The sequence below is a fragment of the Pseudomonas sp. JL27(2026) genome (assembly GCF_056933555.1).
This window is the reverse complement of record NZ_CM167794.1, coordinates 2491593-2507703: the sequence shown is the minus strand read 5'-3', so window position 1 is coordinate 2507703 and position 16111 is coordinate 2491593. Positions and strand designations below refer to the sequence as shown.

Here is a 16111-nt window from a genome sequence, read left to right as displayed (position 1 = left end):
CCATTGCCTTTTCCTGCCCTGCTGCCGAGCGCGACTCATGATGAACACCGAGCAGTTGATCATCTGCGAGCACTGCGATTGCGTGTATGAAAAAGCCACGCTCGCCAAACACCAAAAATCCCTGTGCCTGCGCTGCGGCGCGGTCCTGCAACGCTACAACGGCCTGACGGTCGAACAGCGCCTGGCCCTGAGCCTGACCGCCACGGTGCTGTGGATCTTTGCCAATTTCTACCCGGTCATGAGCATCAGCCTCAAAGGCATGAAGAACAGCGCCACCCTCTGGGACTCGGTACTGGCGCTCAGCCAGGGGCCGATCACCTTTATCGCGCTGGTCGCGGCCATTTCCATCATTATCGCGCCGGTTTTCCAACTGTTGCTGTTGATCTGGGTGCTGGGCTTTGCCTTGGCCAACCGGCGCTCGCCAGCGTTCAAGGTGTGCATGCGCTGGCTGGAAACCCTCAGGCCCTGGAGCATGCTCGAGGTGTGCTTGCTGGGAGCGATGGTCGCGGTGTTCAAGCTCGCCGGCCTGCTCGACGTGCTGCCGGGCATCGGCCTGTTCGCCCTCGCGGTGCTGAGCCTGCTGTTGATCCGCATTGCCGGTCGCGATGTACGCGACCTGTGGGACACCCTGTGAATACCCCGCCGCTGGCCTGCGAGCTCAAGCTTTGCCTGTGCCACAGCTGCGGGAAAGCCTGCGACATTTCCAACCGCGCCGACACCTGCGACCGCTGCGACGCGCCGTTGCATCCGCGCAAAATCAATTCCATGACCCGCACCTGGGCGTACATGCTGGCAGCGCTGGTGTTCTACATACCGGCCAATCTGCTGCCGGTAATGAACACCACCATGCTCGGCAACGGTTCCGACAGCACCATCATCAGCGGTGTGCTGGAGTTCTGGGAACACGGCGCGTGGGACATTGCCCTGATCATCTTCATTGCCAGCATCGCGGTGCCGGGCGTCAAGTTTGTCGCCCTCACGCTGCTGCTGGTCACCGCCCAACGCCGCAGCCTCTGGGCGCGCCGCGAGCGTTCGAAGCTCTACCGATTCGTCGAACTCATTGGTTACTGGTCGATGCTCGACGTGCTGGTCGTGGCCCTGGTGGCAGCACTGGTGAAATTCCAGGCGCTGGGTGACATCGAACCGCGTCCGGGAATTCTGTTCTTCGGCCTGGTGGTGGTGTTCACCATGCTGTCGGCCATGAGTTACGACCCGCGCCTGATCTGGGAAAACCCACCATCCGAGGAGGTCATGGATGAAGTCGCACGCCACTGAGGGGCAACCATTGCCCGGCCAGGCCGCCATCAAGACCCGTCGCTGGAGCATTTCGCTGGTCTGGGTGGTACCAATCGTTGCGGTACTGGTGGGGGTGTCGCTGGTGGTACACAACTGGCTGCAACAGGGCCCGACCATCACCATCAACTTCAAGACCGGCCAGGGCCTGACGGCCAACAAGACCGAGGTGAAATACCGCAACGTGGTGATCGGGCAAGTCTCCGACGTGGAGCTGAGCGGTGACCAAAGAAGCGTCAACGCGACGATAAAACTCGCCAAGCAGGCGGAATCCTTCACCCGCAAGGACTCAAAATTCTGGGTCGTGCGCCCACGGATCGGCGCAGGCGGGGTATCGGGCATCGACACGTTGTTGTCCGGCGACTTCATCGGTGCCGACGCAGGGCAAGACGATGACCGCGCCAAGACCTTCACCGGGCTGGAAATCCCCCCGGCGATCACCTACGGCGAACCGGGCAAGCGCTTCACCCTGCATACCCAGGACCTCGGTTCGCTGGACATCGGCTCGCCGGTCTATTACCGCAAAATCCCGGTAGGCCAGGTGGTGTCTTATGCCTTGGATGCCGACGGCAAAGGGGTGAACATCGAAATCTTCGTGCACGCGCCCAACGACACCTTCGTGACCGACAACACCCGATTCTGGAACGCCAGCGGCATCGATTTCGACGTGGGCGCCAACGGCGTCTCGGTGCGCACCGAGTCACTCTCGGCCTTGCTGCTCGGGGGCATAGCCTTCCGGGCGCCGGACTACCCCCCCAACGATCAGTCCGCTGTAGAAGACAAGGCCTTTGACCTGTTCGCCGACCAGCAGAGCGCCCTCGCCCCGCCCAATGGCAAGGCGCAATTCCTGACGCTGCGCTTCGATCAGGCATTGCGCGGGCTCAAGGTCGACGCCCCCGTCGAGTTTCTCGGCGTGGAAATCGGCAAAGTGGTCGCGGTGAACCTGGACTTCGATGAACAGCGGCGCAGCTTCCCGGTCAACGTCGGCATCGTGATTTACCCGCAGCGCCTGGGCCGGGCGCACACCAAGATGCTCAAGGTGCTGGAACACAACCCCGATGACGAACAGGCCATCGGCCGCCTGATGTCCACGTTTGTGGGTAATGGCCTGCGTGCTCAGGCTCGCAGCGGCAACCTGTTGACGGGCCAGTTGTACATCGCCCTGGACTTCTTCCCGAAAGCTGAAAAAGTGGCCTTTGACCCCACCGCACGCCCGATGAGCATCCCGACCATCCCGGCCAGCCTCGAGCAGTTGCAAGAGCAGTTCCAGGCCATGATCGAAAAAATCAACAAACTGCCCATCGAACAAATCGCCAACAACCTCGACGGCAATCTCACGGAAATGCGCAAAGGCCTGAAGCAGTTCAACGCCCAGACCCTGCCCGGCGTGCAAACCACCTTGCAGGACGTGAGCAAGACCCTGCAATCCGCCAGTTCGACCCTGGCCGAAGACTCGCCGCAACGTGAACAATTGACCAAGACCCTGGACGAACTCGGCCGCATGTCGCGCTCGTTGCGTGAGCTGTCCGACTACCTGAGCCGGCACCCCGAATCGCTGCTGCGCGGCCGTCCCAAAGACGCGTCGGCGCAGGACCTGCAACCGTCTGCGCGCAATTGATCACAGGAGATCGTGCCATGGCTTTGTCGCTGAAAATCCCCGTGATCGGCTTACTGTTGCTGCTGGGCGCCTGCCGCAGCGACCCGATTCAGTACCACACCCTGACCCCGGCACAACCGGGCGGCGCGGCGCGCAACGCCAGTGCCCAGATCCAGATTGAAAGCGTCAGCGTGCCACCGCAGGTCGACCGGCCGCAGATCGTGGTCCGCCAGGGCAACAGCGGCCTGGCCATCCTCGAAACCCAGTGGTGGGGCGCCAGCCTCGGCGAAGAACTGCGCAGCGCGCTGGTCGATCAGTTGGCCAGCACCTCCTCCGGCGCAAAAGTCCTGTTGCGGGTGGACGTGCAGCGCTTCGACACGGTCCCCGGTCAGTACGCACTGCTGGACACCCAATGGCGCCTGCGCAGCAGCGATAGCGCCACCTCGCTGACCTGCCGCAGCACCCTGCAAACGCCGTCCGGGGCAACCATTGACGATCTGGTCGCGGCCCATCAGCACAACCTCAAACAACTCGTGGCGCTGATCCTCCAGGCAGCCACCACCCACCGCAGCACATGCCCTTCCACCTGAACGACTGGATTTGTGGTGAACAATCCCGATACAGTTCCGCCCCCGGCCCGACCGGCACCTATCGACGATTGTTAAGGAACCCTGATGCGCCAACAGGATGGCAACCCCACACCGCTACGCGCCAGTGCACTGATTCTGCTGGCCGGCATGGCCTTGAGCGCCTGCTCGCCCAGCCAACATCCTTCCTCTGCGGTGACCGTCAACGGTGTAAAAAGCACTGGCGGTGCACAACTGGCCTACGAACACGAACTGGACCTGAAACTGCCCCAGGCGCTGATCGAACCGCGCCTGACCGCCACCCGAGAAGCCTGCGAAAACGCGCGTTTCGGTGCCTGCAACGTGCTGCGCATCGAACAACGCGCAGACCGTGCCGAAATCACCGTGCGCATCGCCCCGAGCGGCGTTGAACCGCTGGTGTCGATGGCCGCCGAAGGCGGTGAGCTGGGCCAACGGGTCACCAGCGCCGAAGACCTGGCCGATGCCGTGGACGACGTGCGTCGGCGCACCGAACGCCTGAAGGCGCAGCAACAACGCCTCGACACTCTGGCGACACGCACCGACATCAGCGTCGGTGACCTGATTGCCTTGAGCAAGGAGCAGGCCGGCATCGAAAACGACTTGCAGGCCCTGGCTCAGGTCTCGGCGGGCCAACAGATGCGTCTGGACACCAACCGGGTGACCCTGAATTTTGCACCCACGGGCGGCAGCAACCGTTCCTCGCACCTGGGCAGGGCCTTCAGCAACATGCTGGATAACTTCACCGCAGGCGTGGTCGATGCCCTGGAAAAATTCAGCTACGCATTCCCGTTCATTGTCCTGGCCTTCCCGCTGGTGATGCTGTGGGTCTGGCTGTGGCGCAAATTCATCCGCCGGCGCGCCTGAGACCGGCCCTGTTTGTCATGGAGACGTTTACATGAACCTACCGTCATCTTCGCGCCCGGATATTCGCGTTGTTGAGCTGGGCAGCGACGACGAGAAACGCCTGCAGCGTTTCTTCGACGAAAGCCCTGGGTATTTCCTGACGATTCACGCAGAGCCCGCCACACCGGATGAGGCCCGCAACGAGCTGCTCCACGAACTGCCGCCCGGTTTTACCTTCAGCCAGAAGTGGACGCTGGGGTTTGAGGACCGCGATGGCGTGTTGGTGGCCGTCGCGCAACTGGTCAGCGACCTGATGGAGCCTGCGGTCTGGCAACTGGGCCTGTTCATGGTGGCGCCCGGACGTCATGGGACGGGCGATGCTCAGGCGTTTTATCAGGATCTTCAGGACTGGACGCTGGCCAATGGTGCCCAGTGGTTGCGCCTGGCGGTGGTCCACGGCAACGTGCCGGCCGAACGCTTCTGGCAGCGCCAGGGGTTCTCGGAAATCCGGCGCCGCGACGGCGTCGAAATGGGCAAGCGCCTCAATACCCTGATCATGATGATCAAACCCCTCAACGGCGGCACGCCCGAGCACTACGTCCGACACGTGGAGCGGGAGCGGCCGACCACGGCCTGACCCTCAGTTGCCTGACGCCCGCGTCAGGCAACGCTGATAACGTTCATCGACCCGTTTGGCAAACCAGGCCGTGGTGAGCTGACGGGTGATTTTCGGACTTTGCAGCACGATCCCCGGCAGAATCGCCCGGGGCAGCGCTTTGCCCTGTTTCTTTTCGGCCAGTTCGAACACCCACTGATAGAGCGTGGTGTCTTCAAACGCCAGGCTATTGCCCAACGCCAACTGGTCCCGAATGGTCGTGTTGCGCATGCCCAGTGACTGCCCCAGCGTGCGCACCGCCAACTCCGTGGTACCGGGCATGATCGAGTCGTAGCGGATCAGGTCGCCGTCCAGCGCCAAAGGGCGACCCGACGCACGACTGAGCGCACTCTGGAACGCCGCATTGCGGCTGGCGTACCAACCGGCGTTGAAGTCAGCGAAACGGTACAACGGCTGGGTGTAACTCACCGGATACCCCAGCAGGTGGGCGATTCCGAAATACATCCCCCCGCGCCGACTGAACACTTCGTTCCGGATCGTACCGTCCACCGGGTAGGGATAACCGCGTGCCTGCTTTTCGGCGAAGGCGATGCTGACCTGCATCGGCCCGCCGGTATGCACCGGGTTGAAGCCACCGAACACTGTCTGGCCCATCGGCACCCGGTTGATGAAGTCATCGAAGATGGCGCTGAGTTCCTTTTCACTGCGCGCGCTGTTCAGTCGGTCGCTGTAGCTTTTACCGTTGGACGATCGCACCTGCAACGCGCCGCTCACCAACACACTGGGGATGTACACCTTGGCGGCGCGCCGGTCGATTTCATCGCGAGCGATCTTGCCCAGCCCCGGCACGGACGGATCGGCCTGGAACGTCGACTCCTGCTCGGTTACCGCCAGCACCGCGCACAGGTTCCGGGTATTGGCATCAAGGCCCTGTGTGGCAAACGCGGTGTAGATGTCGTTCGCCCAGCCTTCGCGGTCAACGGTTTTGGCCGGCAACAGCCGGACAATCTGAGCCTTGACCTGTGCCGGGTTAACCTCGGGCGCCTCTCGGCCACGCTGCGTCCCGCAACCGGCCAGCGCCAGCAACGCCGCGAACGCCAAGATTTTTCGATGTGTGCGCATGTTCCCTCGCTCGCTCCCCACGCTGGCCAGACGATACCCCGAAGCGGGTCGCCGCGGATATCGACCGTGCTGACGCAAGGCTGTTCAACGCGCTCAGGCTGAACGCTGGAAAAGCCTGCGCTGATGTCCTTCAATCAATAGAACAGCACGCGCACTCGGTGCACGTCTGAAAGAGGAACGCGCCATGAACCACTGCGATGTGCTGATCGTGGGTGCCGGCCCGACCGGCTTGGTGTTGGCACTGTGGCTGAGCAAGCTTGGGGTCAAGGTGCGCATCATCGACAAGACCGCCGAGCCCGGCACCACGTCCCGGGCGCTGGCCGTCCAGGCACGGACCCTGGAGCTGTATCGGCAACTGGACCTCAGCCAGACGGTAGTGCAAAACGGTCACAAAGTGCCGGCAGTCAACCTGTGGGTCAAGGGTGCCCCGGCGGCGCGCCTGTCCTTCGAACAGATCGGCAAGGGCCTGACGCCCTACTCTTTCCTCGAAATATTCCCGCAGGACCAACACGAGCAACTGCTGATCGAGCGGCTTGAGCAGTTCGGCGTCGCCGTGGAACGCACCACTGAATTAACCTTGTTCTACGAACATGACAACTGCATCACGGCCCACCTGCGCAACGCGCAGGGCCGGGACGAAACCTGCAAGGCCAGCTACCTCGCCGGTTGCGACGGCGCACGCTCCATTGTGCGCAAAACCTTGCGGCTGGACTTTCCCGGAGGCACTTACCAGCAAGTGTTCTATGTGGCCGATGTGAACGCCTCGGGCCCGGCGATCAACGGCGAACTGCACGCAGACCTTGATGAAGCAGACTTTCTCGCGGTGTTCCCGTTGGCTGGTGAAGGCCATGCCCGCCTGATCGGCACCGTGCGCGACGAACGCACCGAACACTTGGAATTATTGCAGTTCGAGGACGTCAGCCGCCGCGCCATCGACCACCTCAAGGTGCAGGTTAATCAGGTGAACTGGTTTTCGACTTACCGGGTTCATCACCGCGTAGCGGAGCATTTTCGGCGTGACCGGGTGTTTGTGCTCGGGGATGCGGCCCATGTCCACAGCCCTGCGGGTGGCCAAGGCATGAACACCGGGATTGGCGACGCGATCAACCTGGCCTGGAAACTGGCCGCCGTCCTGGCCGGCAAGGCCTCGGACGACCTGCTCGACACCTACGAAGCCGAACGCATCGGTTTTGCCCGACGACTGGTGGCAACCACCGACCGGGTTTTCAGCTTCGTCACCGCCGAAGGGCATATGGCCGATTTACTGCGCACACGGCTGGCACCGTTGCTGATCCCGAAAATCGCCGCGCTGGAACCGGCCCGCGAATTTCTCTTTCGCACCGTGTCGCAAATCACCCTGAACTACCGCGGGTCAGCCCTGAGCGCGGGCAATGAGGGGCATGTCCATGGCGGAGACCGGCTGCCCTGGGCACAGGCACCGGGCGTGGACAATTTCGACACCCTGTCGAGCATGAATTGGCAGGTGCACGTGTACGGCGACACCAGCGACGAAATGCACCGCTGGTGCGCCGAACAGGGCCTGGCCTTGCACGTGTTCGACTGGGACCCGGCCTTTGAAGCGGCCGGGCTCGCACGCAACGGGTTCTACCTGCTCAGGCCTGACACTTACGTGGCGCTGGCGGACTTGTCGGCGGACCCGAAAGTCATCGAGCGCTACTTCAAGGATCGCCGGATGACGCTGGACTTCAGTTAAACCTGCACAGGCGTTCAGATCCCGCTCAAGGCCAGGTCCATCGCAAAGTAGGTGAAGATCAGGTCTGCCCCGGCGCGCTTGATCGCCCCCAGGCTTTCACGCACCACGCGGTCTTCGTCGATAGCACCCGCTTGGGCGGCAAACTTGATCATCGCGTACTCACCGCTGACCTGATACGCCGACAACGGCAAGCGTGAGGCTTCGCGGATATCGCGAATGATGTCCAGGTAGGCACCGGCCGGTTTGACCATCAAGGCATCGGCACCTTCCTGCTCGTCAAGCAACGACTCGCGCACGGCTTCGCGGCGATTCATCGGGTTCATCTGATAGCTTTTGCGATCACCCTTGAGGGCGCTGCCGCCCGCTTCGCGGAACGGACCGTAAAGCGCCGAGGCGAATTTGGTCGAGTAGGCCACGATCGACGTCTGAGTGAAACCGGCCTCGTCGAGCGCCCGGCGAATGGCCTGGACCTGCCCGTCCATGGCCGCCGACGGTGCAATCACATCCGCCCCGGCACGGGCGGCCGCGACGGCTTGCTTGCCCAGGTTGATCAGCGTCTGGTCGTTGTCGACTTCGCCACCGTGAAACACGCCGCAGTGGCCGTGGTCGGTGTATTCGCAGAAGCAGGTGTCGGACATCACGATCATTTCCGGCACCGCATCCTTGCAGATCCCGGCCATGCGCGAGACCAGGCCCCGTTCGTTCCAGGTGTCGCTGCCCGTGCCGTCCAGGTGATGGGAAACGCCGAAGGTCATCACCGATTTGATACCGGCGCGGGCATAACGCTCGATTTCACCGGCCAGCTTCGACTCCGGAATACGCATCACGCCAGGCATGCTGGTGATAGGCACGAAGTCGTCGATTTCTTCTTCGACGAAGATCGGCAACACCAGATCATTAAGGCTGAACTCGGTTTCCTGGAACAGGCTGCGCAGTGCAGGCGAGCGGCGCAGACGGCGTGGACGTGCTTCGGGGAACTGACTGGACATGGGGTTTCCTGAAAAAGTCCAAAGGCATGGACGAGATGAAAATCGCAGAAGGCTGCAAGCTTATGCCTTCGGCCGACAGCGACACAAACGCAGGTTGTGGAACAGTTTATTACAGCGACTGCAATAATCGAACACCCTGTTTGCGCCTCATGCCTGGTGCAGTTGCCGGCCTTCAAGCCGCGTTGTAGGGTTGGCCGTGGAAGGCGCGCGTGGCGCAACCGGCGATGAGTCCCCCAAGGATCAGGAGTGAACCCGCATGTTCGACATTCAAAACTACGGCAGCTTTATCGCCGCGATTGTGATCTTTCAGTTGATGCCCGGCCCCGGCACGTTCGCCATCCTTAATGCCACTGCCAGAAACGGCGTTGGTGCAGGCTTCGCGGCAGTCTTCGGAACGTTGCTGGGGGATGCCACGTACATGATTGCCGCTGTCGCAGGCCTGGCCGCGGTCATGAACGCCAACCCTGTACTGTTTCAGGCCCTGCAATGGTTTGGCGCAGCCTATCTGTGCTGGATGGGGTTGCAGATGCTCCGGTCGTCCGCGGCCCGGGGCGACGCGTCCCTGGAGCCGAAACGCTCGGCGCGACGCTACTTTCGCAACGCACTGTTCGTGAGCCTGACCAACCCGAAAGTGATCCTGTTCTTCGTGGCCTTTTTCCCGCTGTTTCTGCACGCGGACTCATCGAACGCAGCCCTGGTGGCGATGATGGTTCACGTCTCGCTCATCAGCCTCCTCTACCAGGGCGCGCTGGTGCTGGTCGGCAACCTCGCCGCCAACCGTTTGAAAACCCTGCCGCTGGCCCGAAAACTGGCGTCGCGGGTGGCGAGCCTCGCGCTGATCGGCTTTGGCATCAAACTGGCCGTGAGTAACCGCTGAGCCGTTGGCCCGGGCAGATACGCTCAAACCGGGCCACCCTTTACAGATTCAAGGTGCCTTCGATGCAGGTCACCGTCGAACCACCGATCCAGATCTCATCGCCCACGTGTTCAACCTGGATGCGCCCGGCGCGCCCCATGCTCAGGCCCTGGCTCACCACGTAAGACGCAGGCGCGAGCCCTTCACTCAATAGCCATTGCGCAATCCCGGCGTTGAGGCTGCCGGTGGCCGGGTCTTCGGGCATGCCGTCGCCAGAAATGAACGCCCGCACTTCGAACTGCGCGGCATCGCCGTCGCGCTCGGCATCCCACGGTGCGATCACGCCAACCGCCAACCCCAGCATCTGCGAGTGATCAGGTTGCAACGCCAGCACCTGCGCCCGGTCGGCCAGCATGACCGCCAGCCAGCCAGCGCCATTATCGACCCATTGCTCCCGCAGGATGGCCCCGTGTTCCAGTCCCAACCCCAGACGCACGCGCTCCACCAACGCTGCGTCCACCGGACCAGACTTGAGCAAGGGCGGCGCGAGGAACGCCAGTTCGCCGTCCCGGCGACGGATACGCACCAGACCCACCCCGCACTCCTGAATGATCTCCTCCCCCCTGGGTATACCGCCGGCCTCCAGCCAGGCATGACAACTGCCCAGGGTCGGATGACCGGCGAACGGCAGTTCCTCCAGGGTGGTGAAGATTCGAACCCGGTAATCGGCTCGCGGATCTCGCGGCTCCAGCACGAACGTGGTCTCACTCAAGTTGGTCCATGCCGCGAACGCGGCCATGCGTTCATCGCTCAACGCGTCTGCACCAAGCACAACCGCCAACGGATTGCCCTTGAGCGGAACGCGGCTGAACACGTCCACTTGTTTAAATTCGAATCGACTCACCGCCCCACTCCCTGCCTGGCTCAATCAAAGGCGCCAAGCCTCCCACGGCCCTGCCCGATATACAATCTTCAGGTGCTACCTGGGAATGTCCAGCCCCCGAATCACCGCTGGCCGCACAAGGAAACGCTCCAGCACACGCAGCACATCAGGGAAATCGTTGATCCCCACCAGATCCCCCGCTTCGTAAAAACCGATCAGGTTGCGCACCCAGGGGAAGATCGCGATATCGGCAATGGTGTAGCGCTCGCCCATGATCCAGTTGCGCCCTTGCAAACGAGTGTCCAGCACGCCCAACAGTCGTTTGCTCTCATCGACATAACGGTCGCGGGGGCGTTTGTCCTCAAAGTCCTTGCCGGCAAATTTATTGAAGAAACCCAACTGACCAAACATCGGGCCAATACCGCCCATCTGGAACATCAGCCACTGAATCGTCTCGTAGCGTGCCGCCGATTCCTGGGCCAGTAACTGGCCGGTCTTGTCTGCCAGGTAAATCAGGATCGCGCCGGACTCAAACAGCGCCAACGGCTGATCGTTCGGGCCATGAGGATCAATGATCGCCGGAATCTTGTTGTTGGGGTTGAGCGAGAGAAACTCGGGCGAGAACTGATCCTGAGTCTCGAAGCCAACCCGGTGCGCCTCGTAGGGCAGGCCGGTCTCTTCAAGCATGATCGAAACCTTGACACCGTTGGGGGTCGGCAAGGAGTAGAGCTGCAGCCACTCAGGGAACTGCGCAGGCCATTTGCGGGTGATCGGGAAGTCGCGAAGATCGGTCATGGTCAACATCCGGTGACAATTCAAGGGGTGAGCTATGGCCATGGCCACTGTGGGCGCCAGGCGTTCGGGCGCCGTGATTATAAGCACTGCGCTGGCACAGGATTCTTAAATCCGAAACATCCTGTGGTTAACCTTGCGCCCAGCCCTGACACCACAGCAGATAAAGTGCCACGCACTGGCCCTTATCGAACCAAAGTGCACCACGGGACTCTGAGCAATGCCCTTTGGGCAGACGGACAGTTTCAATGACAGGGAAAACCACCCGATGCAGGGCGCTCGCGGTGCAAAGGTTTGTCAGCCTTAATCGAATGTGCTGAAGATCGACTATTCAATGACCAACCTGCTGAACCTCGCCAAACGCTTGAAGCACCGTAGCTACGTGTTCGTACCGTCGCTGCTGATGGTCTGCGGCCTGCTCCTGTCGCTGGAGTCCAGCGAAAGCCGCGCCCAACCGGCTGACGGCACGCAAACCCTGGTGTTCCTGCGCCACGCGGAGAAACCTGCCGGTGGCCTTGGCCAGTTGAACTGCCAGGGCCTGAACCGTGCCATCGACCTGGCGACACTGTTGCCGGAAAAGTTCGGCAAGGCCAATTACGTCTTCGCCGCCAACCCGACACGCAATGTTGAAGAGGGCGAGTTCGACAATTCCTACAGCTACATTCGCCCCCTGATGACCATCAGCCCCAGCGCCATCAAACTCGGCCTGCCGGTGAACATTGAGTTCTCAGCCAACGACACCAGTGCCCTGGCCGACGAGTTGATGCACGACAAGTACCACAACTCCATCATTTACACGGCCTGGTCCCACGGTTACCTGCCGGAACTGATCAACAAAGTGGCCGAAGAAGCCCTCGGCGAAAAACGCACGATCACCGACGACTGGAAATCCAGCGATTTCGACACCTTGTATGTGCTGACGCTGACCTGGCACAACGGCAAGGCCACCCTGCTCAGCCACAGCTACAAGCAAGGGCTGGATAACGGCCAGCAGACATGTCCGACATAAACGAGTGACTAGCGCCCACACACCATCGAGGCCATGAATGAAACGGGGTTGGGGTATGATGCGGCGTCTGTCCTGACTGTCCGGAACCTCTCCATGCCCAATTCCTTCGCCGCCCCTCAACGGGGCTGGTCGTTCTGGTGGAAACCCGCCCTCTTCCTGCTGGTCGCCTGCGTGGGCCTGTACTACGTCAAGTGGTCGCCCTACTACCTCAAGGCGTTTGTCGCCGCCGACAATCACAGCATTGGCGCCTCGATTCTCAACGATGAACAAAGTGCCCCGCTGGCCGCCGCCCTGGCCTACGCCAAGGTGTACTTCCTGGCCATCTGGAAAGCCGCCGTGCTGGCGGTCATCCTCGGCTCGCTGCTGCAAGTATTGATCCCCCGCGACTGGCTGTTGCGCCTGTTCGGTCGCGCCGGTTTCGCCTCGACCCTGCGCGGCGGGCTGTTCGCCCTGCCAGGGATGATGTGTTCCTGCTGTGCTGCGCCGGTTGCGGCAGGCATGCGCCGACAGAACGTCTCGGTGGGCGCGGCGCTGGCCTTCTGGATCGGCAACCCGGTGCTCAACCCCGCGACACTGGTGTTCATGGGCTTCGTGCTCGGCTGGGGATTCACCGCATTGCGCCTGGTGGCCGGGGTTGTCCTGGTGCTGGGGGTGTCGCTGGTGGCCCAGCGCATCGCGCGCCCCGAACAACTGCCGGAGGCGGCGCTGGACGCAGTGACCGCCGCCAGCAAGGTCGACAGCGAGCCGTTCCTCACTCGCTGGGCGCGCACCTTGTGGCAGTTGTTCTGGAGCACCATCCCGATTTACGTACTGGCGGTACTGGTGCTGGGCGCGGCTCGGGTCTGGCTGTTCCCGCACGTTGATGGCGCCATGGCCAACAGCCTGTTGTGGCTGGTGCCACTGGCCATCGTCGGCACACTGTTCGTGATTCCCACCGCCGCTGAAATCCCGATCGTGCAGACCATGATGGCGCTGGGCATGGGCACCGCACCGGCCGTGGCCTTGCTGATGACCCTGCCGAGCATCAGCCTGCCGTCGCTGCTGATGCTGCGCAAGGACTTCGACACCCGGGTGCTGGTGACCGTCGCCCTGCTGACCATGCTGGTCGGCGTGATCAGCGGGCTGATCGCCGCCGCCCTGCTTTAACCCTCAGCCCTGCTGGCTGCTGCGCTCACGCAAGTATTCGAGCACGGCAGCCTGCTCCCCGGCGAATTCGATGCGGGCGCCTTTCTTCTCACGCTGAAAGGCGTACATCGGGTCGTAGTACTCGCTCAATAGCCCTTCGATCCAGTCTCGGTGCAAGTCCACCACACCGCTGCGGGCCTGCTCGGCCAGCGCGGCCTCCATGACCTCGTACAAACGCTGGTGACGCTCGCCCCCCAGGCGTTTGCTGATGTTGTTCAAACTGGCCAGCAAGCGCTCGGCGAACAGTGCAAAGCCCTCATCACCGTGCACCGCAACGAACTCGGCGCACAGGTCCACCACGTAATCGCGCAGGATGCGCTCGACGCGCCCAGCCAGACTGTCTTCGAGCCAGACCATCGGATAGCGTTGCATGCCTTGGTACAGCGGCAACGGCAAGGCGCAACTGCCGACCATGCGGCTCTCGTCCTCAAGCACAAAGTGTTCGATACCCTTGGCACGCTTCTTCAGCACGTCAACGGCCAGACGGTTTTCGAAATCAATGTTGGAAGGTTGGCCGGTCGCCCGTTTGCCAAAACTGGAGCCACGATGATTGGCGTGACCTTCCAGGTCCAGGCCATTGCTCAAGCGTGTCAGCACCTCGGTCTTGCCGGTGCCGGTCATGCCGCCCAGCAACACGAAATCACATTGCGCGACGGCTGAATCGACCGTATCCAGCAGGAAGGTACGCATCGCCTTGTAACCACCACCGACCCGAGGGTAGTCGATGCCGGCTTCATCCTTGAGCCATTGCTGGACGATCTGCGAGCGCATGCCCCCGCGAAAACAATAGAGATAGCCCCTGGGGTTGGCCCGGGCAAAATCCGCCCAGGCCTGGATACGTTCAGCCTTGATGGCGCCCGACACCAACTCGTGCCCCAGCACAATCGCCGCCTGTTGCCCCTGCTGCTTGTAGCAGGTGCCGACGCGAGCCCGTTCGATATCGGTCATCAGCGGCAGGTTGACCACGCCAGGGAACGACCCCTTGCTGAATTCAATCGGCGCACGGGTGTCCATCATCGGCCGGTCGGTGAGGAAAATGTCGCGGTAGTCGGTGATATCGACAGGCATCAGATCACCTCTACCGCGTTGCTCTGTCGCTCGATCAGTTCACCGATCGGCGCCAGGTTGAGTCCCAGTTCAGCGGCCATCGCCAGGAACGCTTCGTTGCCTTGCGGCGTGACGGCAATCAACAAGCCGCCGCTGGTCTGTGGATCGCACAACACCCGTTTGTGCAGTTCCTGCACGCGACCGAGCTTGTCGGCGTAGCTGTCAAAGTTGCGCAAGGTGCCGCCGGGAATGCAGCCCTGGTCCAGGTAATACTCAACGCCCGGCAAGCGCGGCACGCGATCATAGTGGATGCGCGCCGTCACGCCGCTGCCATCGGCCATTTCCACCAGATGCCCCAACAAACCGAACCCGGTGACGTCGGTCATGGCGGTCACCCCGTCCAGTTTGCCGAAACGGCTGCCGGGTTTGTTCAGGGTGCACATCCAGTCACGGGCCAGGCCCACGTCGCTGTCGCGCAGTTTGCCTTTCTTCTCGGCCGTCGTGAGGATGCCGATGCCCAGGGGTTTGGTCAGGTACAACAGGCACCCGACGGTGGCGGTGTCATTGCGTTTCATGTGGCGCTTTTGCACCAGGCCGGTCACCGCCAGGCCGAAGATCGGCTCGGGGGCGTCAATCGAATGCCCGCCGGCCAGAGGGATGCCCGCCTCGTCACACACCGAACGGCCGCCGCGAATCACTTCCCGGGCAATCTCCGGCGCCAGCACGTTGACCGGCCAGCCGAGAATCGCAATCGCCATCAGCGGATCGCCGCCCATGGCATAGATGTCGCTGATTGCGTTGGTGGCCGCGATGCGGCCGAAATCGAACGGATCATCGACGATCGGCATGAAGAAATCGGTGGTCGAGACCACGCCGCGTTCGTCGTCGATGGCATACACCGCCGCGTCATCGCGTGAGGCATTGCCGACCCAGAGTTTCGGGTCCAGGTTCTGCGCGCCGCTACCGGCCAGAATCACTTCCAGCACCTGCGGGGAAATCTTGCAGCCGCAACCGGCACCGTGGCTGTACTGGGTCAGGCGAATCGGCTCGCTCATGGGGTGCACCTCGTCAAGTCAAGGTGGCGATTCTAGCAGAGCGCCAGAGCCTGTCGGCATTCATCGCCGCCCGGTGTCCGGGGGCGCTTTACGATTGTGGCGTGCCTTGGTGAAAGACCATTTGCCATTGCTCCTTCTGCTTGCGCCAGACCGAGCTGCGCAAAGACACCTGTTCCGACTGCCCGATGGCTGCCGCACGCCGGGAGCGGTAGGTCACCAGTGCGACGGACTCAGACAAGAGCCTGGCCGAAAAATCGCTGATGGTGCGTTCGGTAAACGGCTCGTCAGGCAGACGCTGGACAACGTCCGTTTTACTCCAGGCATTACCACTGGCACCGAATTCAAGAAAGTCATCGGCAATCAGTTGCGAGAGCGCCTGGGCGTCAGCCCGTGTTGCCTGCCCCTGAAGCCGTGCTTCGAGGTGCAACAGATGGTGATGCAGGTCCATGGCCGTCACGCTCCGTCAAAAAAACCAACTGTAGCAGCAAAAAAAAGCCGCCCT

General features: G+C 62.1%; 17 protein-coding genes. 10 read left to right on the top strand and 7 right to left on the bottom strand.

Going from position 1 to position 16111, the window contains the following annotated elements:
* The first annotated feature begins 37 nt into the window (after nucleotides 1-37).
* From AC1Z1G_RS11405 to AC1Z1G_RS11380, 6 genes are all read left to right on the top strand, one after another.
* Complete coding sequence (locus AC1Z1G_RS11405) at nucleotides 38-634, top strand: paraquat-inducible protein A (RefSeq protein WP_483627010.1); 597 nt, start codon at nucleotides 38-40, stop codon at nucleotides 632-634.
* Nucleotides 631-1275, top strand: a complete 645-nt coding sequence (locus tag AC1Z1G_RS11400; RefSeq protein WP_483627009.1) for a paraquat-inducible protein A — start codon at nucleotides 631-633, stop codon at nucleotides 1273-1275. Before AC1Z1G_RS11405 ends, AC1Z1G_RS11400 begins: the two co-directional genes overlap by 4 nt.
* Nucleotides 1256-2911, top strand: coding sequence for a PqiB family protein (locus AC1Z1G_RS11395; RefSeq protein ID WP_483627008.1), 1656 nt, complete (start codon nucleotides 1256-1258; stop codon nucleotides 2909-2911). The genes AC1Z1G_RS11400 and AC1Z1G_RS11395 overlap by 20 nt, the downstream gene beginning before the upstream one ends.
* Nucleotides 2912-2928: 17 nt before the next feature.
* The gene (locus AC1Z1G_RS11390) at nucleotides 2929-3480 is read left to right on the top strand and encodes a PqiC family protein (protein WP_483627007.1); all 552 of its coding nucleotides are present in this window, start codon (nucleotides 2929-2931) and stop codon (nucleotides 3478-3480) included.
* 84 nt (nucleotides 3481-3564) lie between these two features.
* Nucleotides 3565-4362 carry a DUF4349 domain-containing protein gene (locus AC1Z1G_RS11385; protein ID WP_483627006.1) on the top strand — a complete coding sequence of 266 codons (798 nt, stop codon included), beginning with the start codon at nucleotides 3565-3567 and terminating at the stop codon, nucleotides 4360-4362.
* A gap of 31 nt (nucleotides 4363-4393) precedes the next feature.
* Nucleotides 4394-4978, top strand: a complete 585-nt coding sequence (locus tag AC1Z1G_RS11380) for a GNAT family N-acetyltransferase (RefSeq protein WP_483627005.1) — start codon at nucleotides 4394-4396, stop codon at nucleotides 4976-4978.
* A 3-nt stretch (nucleotides 4979-4981) separates the two neighbouring features.
* Here AC1Z1G_RS11380 and AC1Z1G_RS11375 read toward each other — a convergent pair whose 3' ends face one another.
* The gene (locus tag AC1Z1G_RS11375) at nucleotides 4982-6079 is read right to left on the bottom strand and encodes a DUF1615 domain-containing protein (protein WP_483627004.1); all 1098 of its coding nucleotides are present in this window, start codon (nucleotides 6077-6079) and stop codon (nucleotides 4982-4984) included.
* 184 nt (nucleotides 6080-6263) lie between these two features.
* On the opposite strand from AC1Z1G_RS11375, the gene AC1Z1G_RS11370 reads away from it, so the two are divergent.
* A complete protein-coding gene (locus AC1Z1G_RS11370; RefSeq protein ID WP_483627003.1) occupies nucleotides 6264-7793 on the top strand; it encodes an FAD-dependent oxidoreductase in 1530 nt (509 codons plus the stop codon).
* Nucleotides 7794-7807: 14 nt separating this feature from the next.
* On the opposite strand, the gene hemB is transcribed toward AC1Z1G_RS11370, so the two are convergent.
* On the bottom strand, nucleotides 7808-8782 hold the full coding sequence (gene hemB, locus AC1Z1G_RS11365) for a porphobilinogen synthase (RefSeq protein ID WP_347905524.1): 975 nt from the start codon (nucleotides 8780-8782) through the stop codon (nucleotides 7808-7810).
* A gap of 256 nt (nucleotides 8783-9038) precedes the next feature.
* Between hemB and AC1Z1G_RS11360 the strand changes: the two genes are divergently transcribed.
* Nucleotides 9039-9659 (top strand): LysE family translocator, encoded by a 621-nt coding sequence (locus AC1Z1G_RS11360; RefSeq protein WP_483627002.1) that lies wholly within the window; start codon nucleotides 9039-9041, stop codon nucleotides 9657-9659.
* Between the two features lie 40 nt (nucleotides 9660-9699).
* Here the strand turns inward: AC1Z1G_RS11360 and AC1Z1G_RS11355 are convergent, their stop codons facing one another.
* Nucleotides 9700-10542: a PhzF family phenazine biosynthesis protein gene (locus AC1Z1G_RS11355; protein WP_483627001.1), complete on the bottom strand. Its 843-nt coding sequence runs from the start codon at nucleotides 10540-10542 to the stop codon at nucleotides 9700-9702.
* A 75-nt stretch (nucleotides 10543-10617) separates the two neighbouring features.
* Nucleotides 10618-11316 carry a glutathione S-transferase N-terminal domain-containing protein gene (locus tag AC1Z1G_RS11350; protein ID WP_483627000.1) on the bottom strand — a complete coding sequence of 233 codons (699 nt, stop codon included), beginning with the start codon at nucleotides 11314-11316 and terminating at the stop codon, nucleotides 10618-10620.
* A 331-nt stretch (nucleotides 11317-11647) separates the two neighbouring features.
* On the opposite strand from AC1Z1G_RS11350, the gene AC1Z1G_RS11345 reads away from it, so the two are divergent.
* Both AC1Z1G_RS11345 and AC1Z1G_RS11340 read left to right on the top strand, forming a co-directional pair.
* Nucleotides 11648-12322, top strand: a complete 675-nt coding sequence (locus tag AC1Z1G_RS11345) for a histidine phosphatase family protein (RefSeq protein ID WP_483626999.1) — start codon at nucleotides 11648-11650, stop codon at nucleotides 12320-12322.
* A 93-nt stretch (nucleotides 12323-12415) separates the two neighbouring features.
* The gene (locus AC1Z1G_RS11340) at nucleotides 12416-13468 is read left to right on the top strand and encodes a permease (protein WP_483626998.1); all 1053 of its coding nucleotides are present in this window, start codon (nucleotides 12416-12418) and stop codon (nucleotides 13466-13468) included.
* 3 nt (nucleotides 13469-13471) lie between these two features.
* Here the strand turns inward: AC1Z1G_RS11340 and mnmH are convergent, their stop codons facing one another.
* The 3 genes from mnmH to AC1Z1G_RS11325 all read right to left on the bottom strand — a co-directional run bounded on the left by mnmH (nucleotide 13472) and on the right by AC1Z1G_RS11325 (nucleotide 16057).
* Nucleotides 13472-14575: a tRNA 2-selenouridine(34) synthase MnmH gene (gene mnmH, locus AC1Z1G_RS11335; protein WP_483626997.1), complete on the bottom strand. Its 1104-nt coding sequence runs from the start codon at nucleotides 14573-14575 to the stop codon at nucleotides 13472-13474.
* A complete protein-coding gene (gene selD / locus AC1Z1G_RS11330) occupies nucleotides 14575-15609 on the bottom strand; it encodes a selenide, water dikinase SelD (RefSeq protein WP_483626996.1) in 1035 nt (344 codons plus the stop codon). Before selD ends, mnmH begins: the two co-directional genes overlap by 1 nt.
* Nucleotides 15610-15697: 88 nt before the next feature.
* A complete protein-coding gene (locus AC1Z1G_RS11325; protein ID WP_483626995.1) occupies nucleotides 15698-16057 on the bottom strand; it encodes a nuclear transport factor 2 family protein in 360 nt (119 codons plus the stop codon).
* Nucleotides 16058-16111: the final 54 nt, after the last annotated feature.

Coding starts and splice junctions, on each gene's coding strand:
- AC1Z1G_RS11405 (WP_483627010.1), top strand. CDS start 38: ATGATGAACACCGAGCAGTTGATCATCTGCGAGCACTGCGATTGCGTG.
- AC1Z1G_RS11395 (WP_483627008.1), top strand. CDS start 1,256: ATGAAGTCGCACGCCACTGAGGGGCAACCATTGCCCGGCCAGGCCGCC.
- AC1Z1G_RS11390 (WP_483627007.1), top strand. CDS start 2,929: ATGGCTTTGTCGCTGAAAATCCCCGTGATCGGCTTACTGTTGCTGCTG.
- AC1Z1G_RS11385 (WP_483627006.1), top strand. CDS start 3,565: ATGCGCCAACAGGATGGCAACCCCACACCGCTACGCGCCAGTGCACTG.
- AC1Z1G_RS11380 (WP_483627005.1), top strand. CDS start 4,394: ATGAACCTACCGTCATCTTCGCGCCCGGATATTCGCGTTGTTGAGCTG.
- AC1Z1G_RS11375 (WP_483627004.1), bottom strand. CDS start 6,079: ATGCGCACACATCGAAAAATCTTGGCGTTCGCGGCGTTGCTGGCGCTG.
- AC1Z1G_RS11370 (WP_483627003.1), top strand. CDS start 6,264: ATGAACCACTGCGATGTGCTGATCGTGGGTGCCGGCCCGACCGGCTTG.
- hemB (WP_347905524.1), bottom strand. CDS start 8,782: ATGTCCAGTCAGTTCCCCGAAGCACGTCCACGCCGTCTGCGCCGCTCG.
- AC1Z1G_RS11360 (WP_483627002.1), top strand. CDS start 9,039: ATGTTCGACATTCAAAACTACGGCAGCTTTATCGCCGCGATTGTGATC.
- AC1Z1G_RS11350 (WP_483627000.1), bottom strand. CDS start 11,316: ATGACCGATCTTCGCGACTTCCCGATCACCCGCAAATGGCCTGCGCAG.
- AC1Z1G_RS11345 (WP_483626999.1), top strand. CDS start 11,648: ATGACCAACCTGCTGAACCTCGCCAAACGCTTGAAGCACCGTAGCTAC.
- AC1Z1G_RS11340 (WP_483626998.1), top strand. CDS start 12,416: ATGCCCAATTCCTTCGCCGCCCCTCAACGGGGCTGGTCGTTCTGGTGG.
- mnmH (WP_483626997.1), bottom strand. CDS start 14,575: ATGCCTGTCGATATCACCGACTACCGCGACATTTTCCTCACCGACCGG.
- selD (WP_483626996.1), bottom strand. CDS start 15,609: ATGAGCGAGCCGATTCGCCTGACCCAGTACAGCCACGGTGCCGGTTGC.
- AC1Z1G_RS11325 (WP_483626995.1), bottom strand. CDS start 16,057: ATGGACCTGCATCACCATCTGTTGCACCTCGAAGCACGGCTTCAGGGG.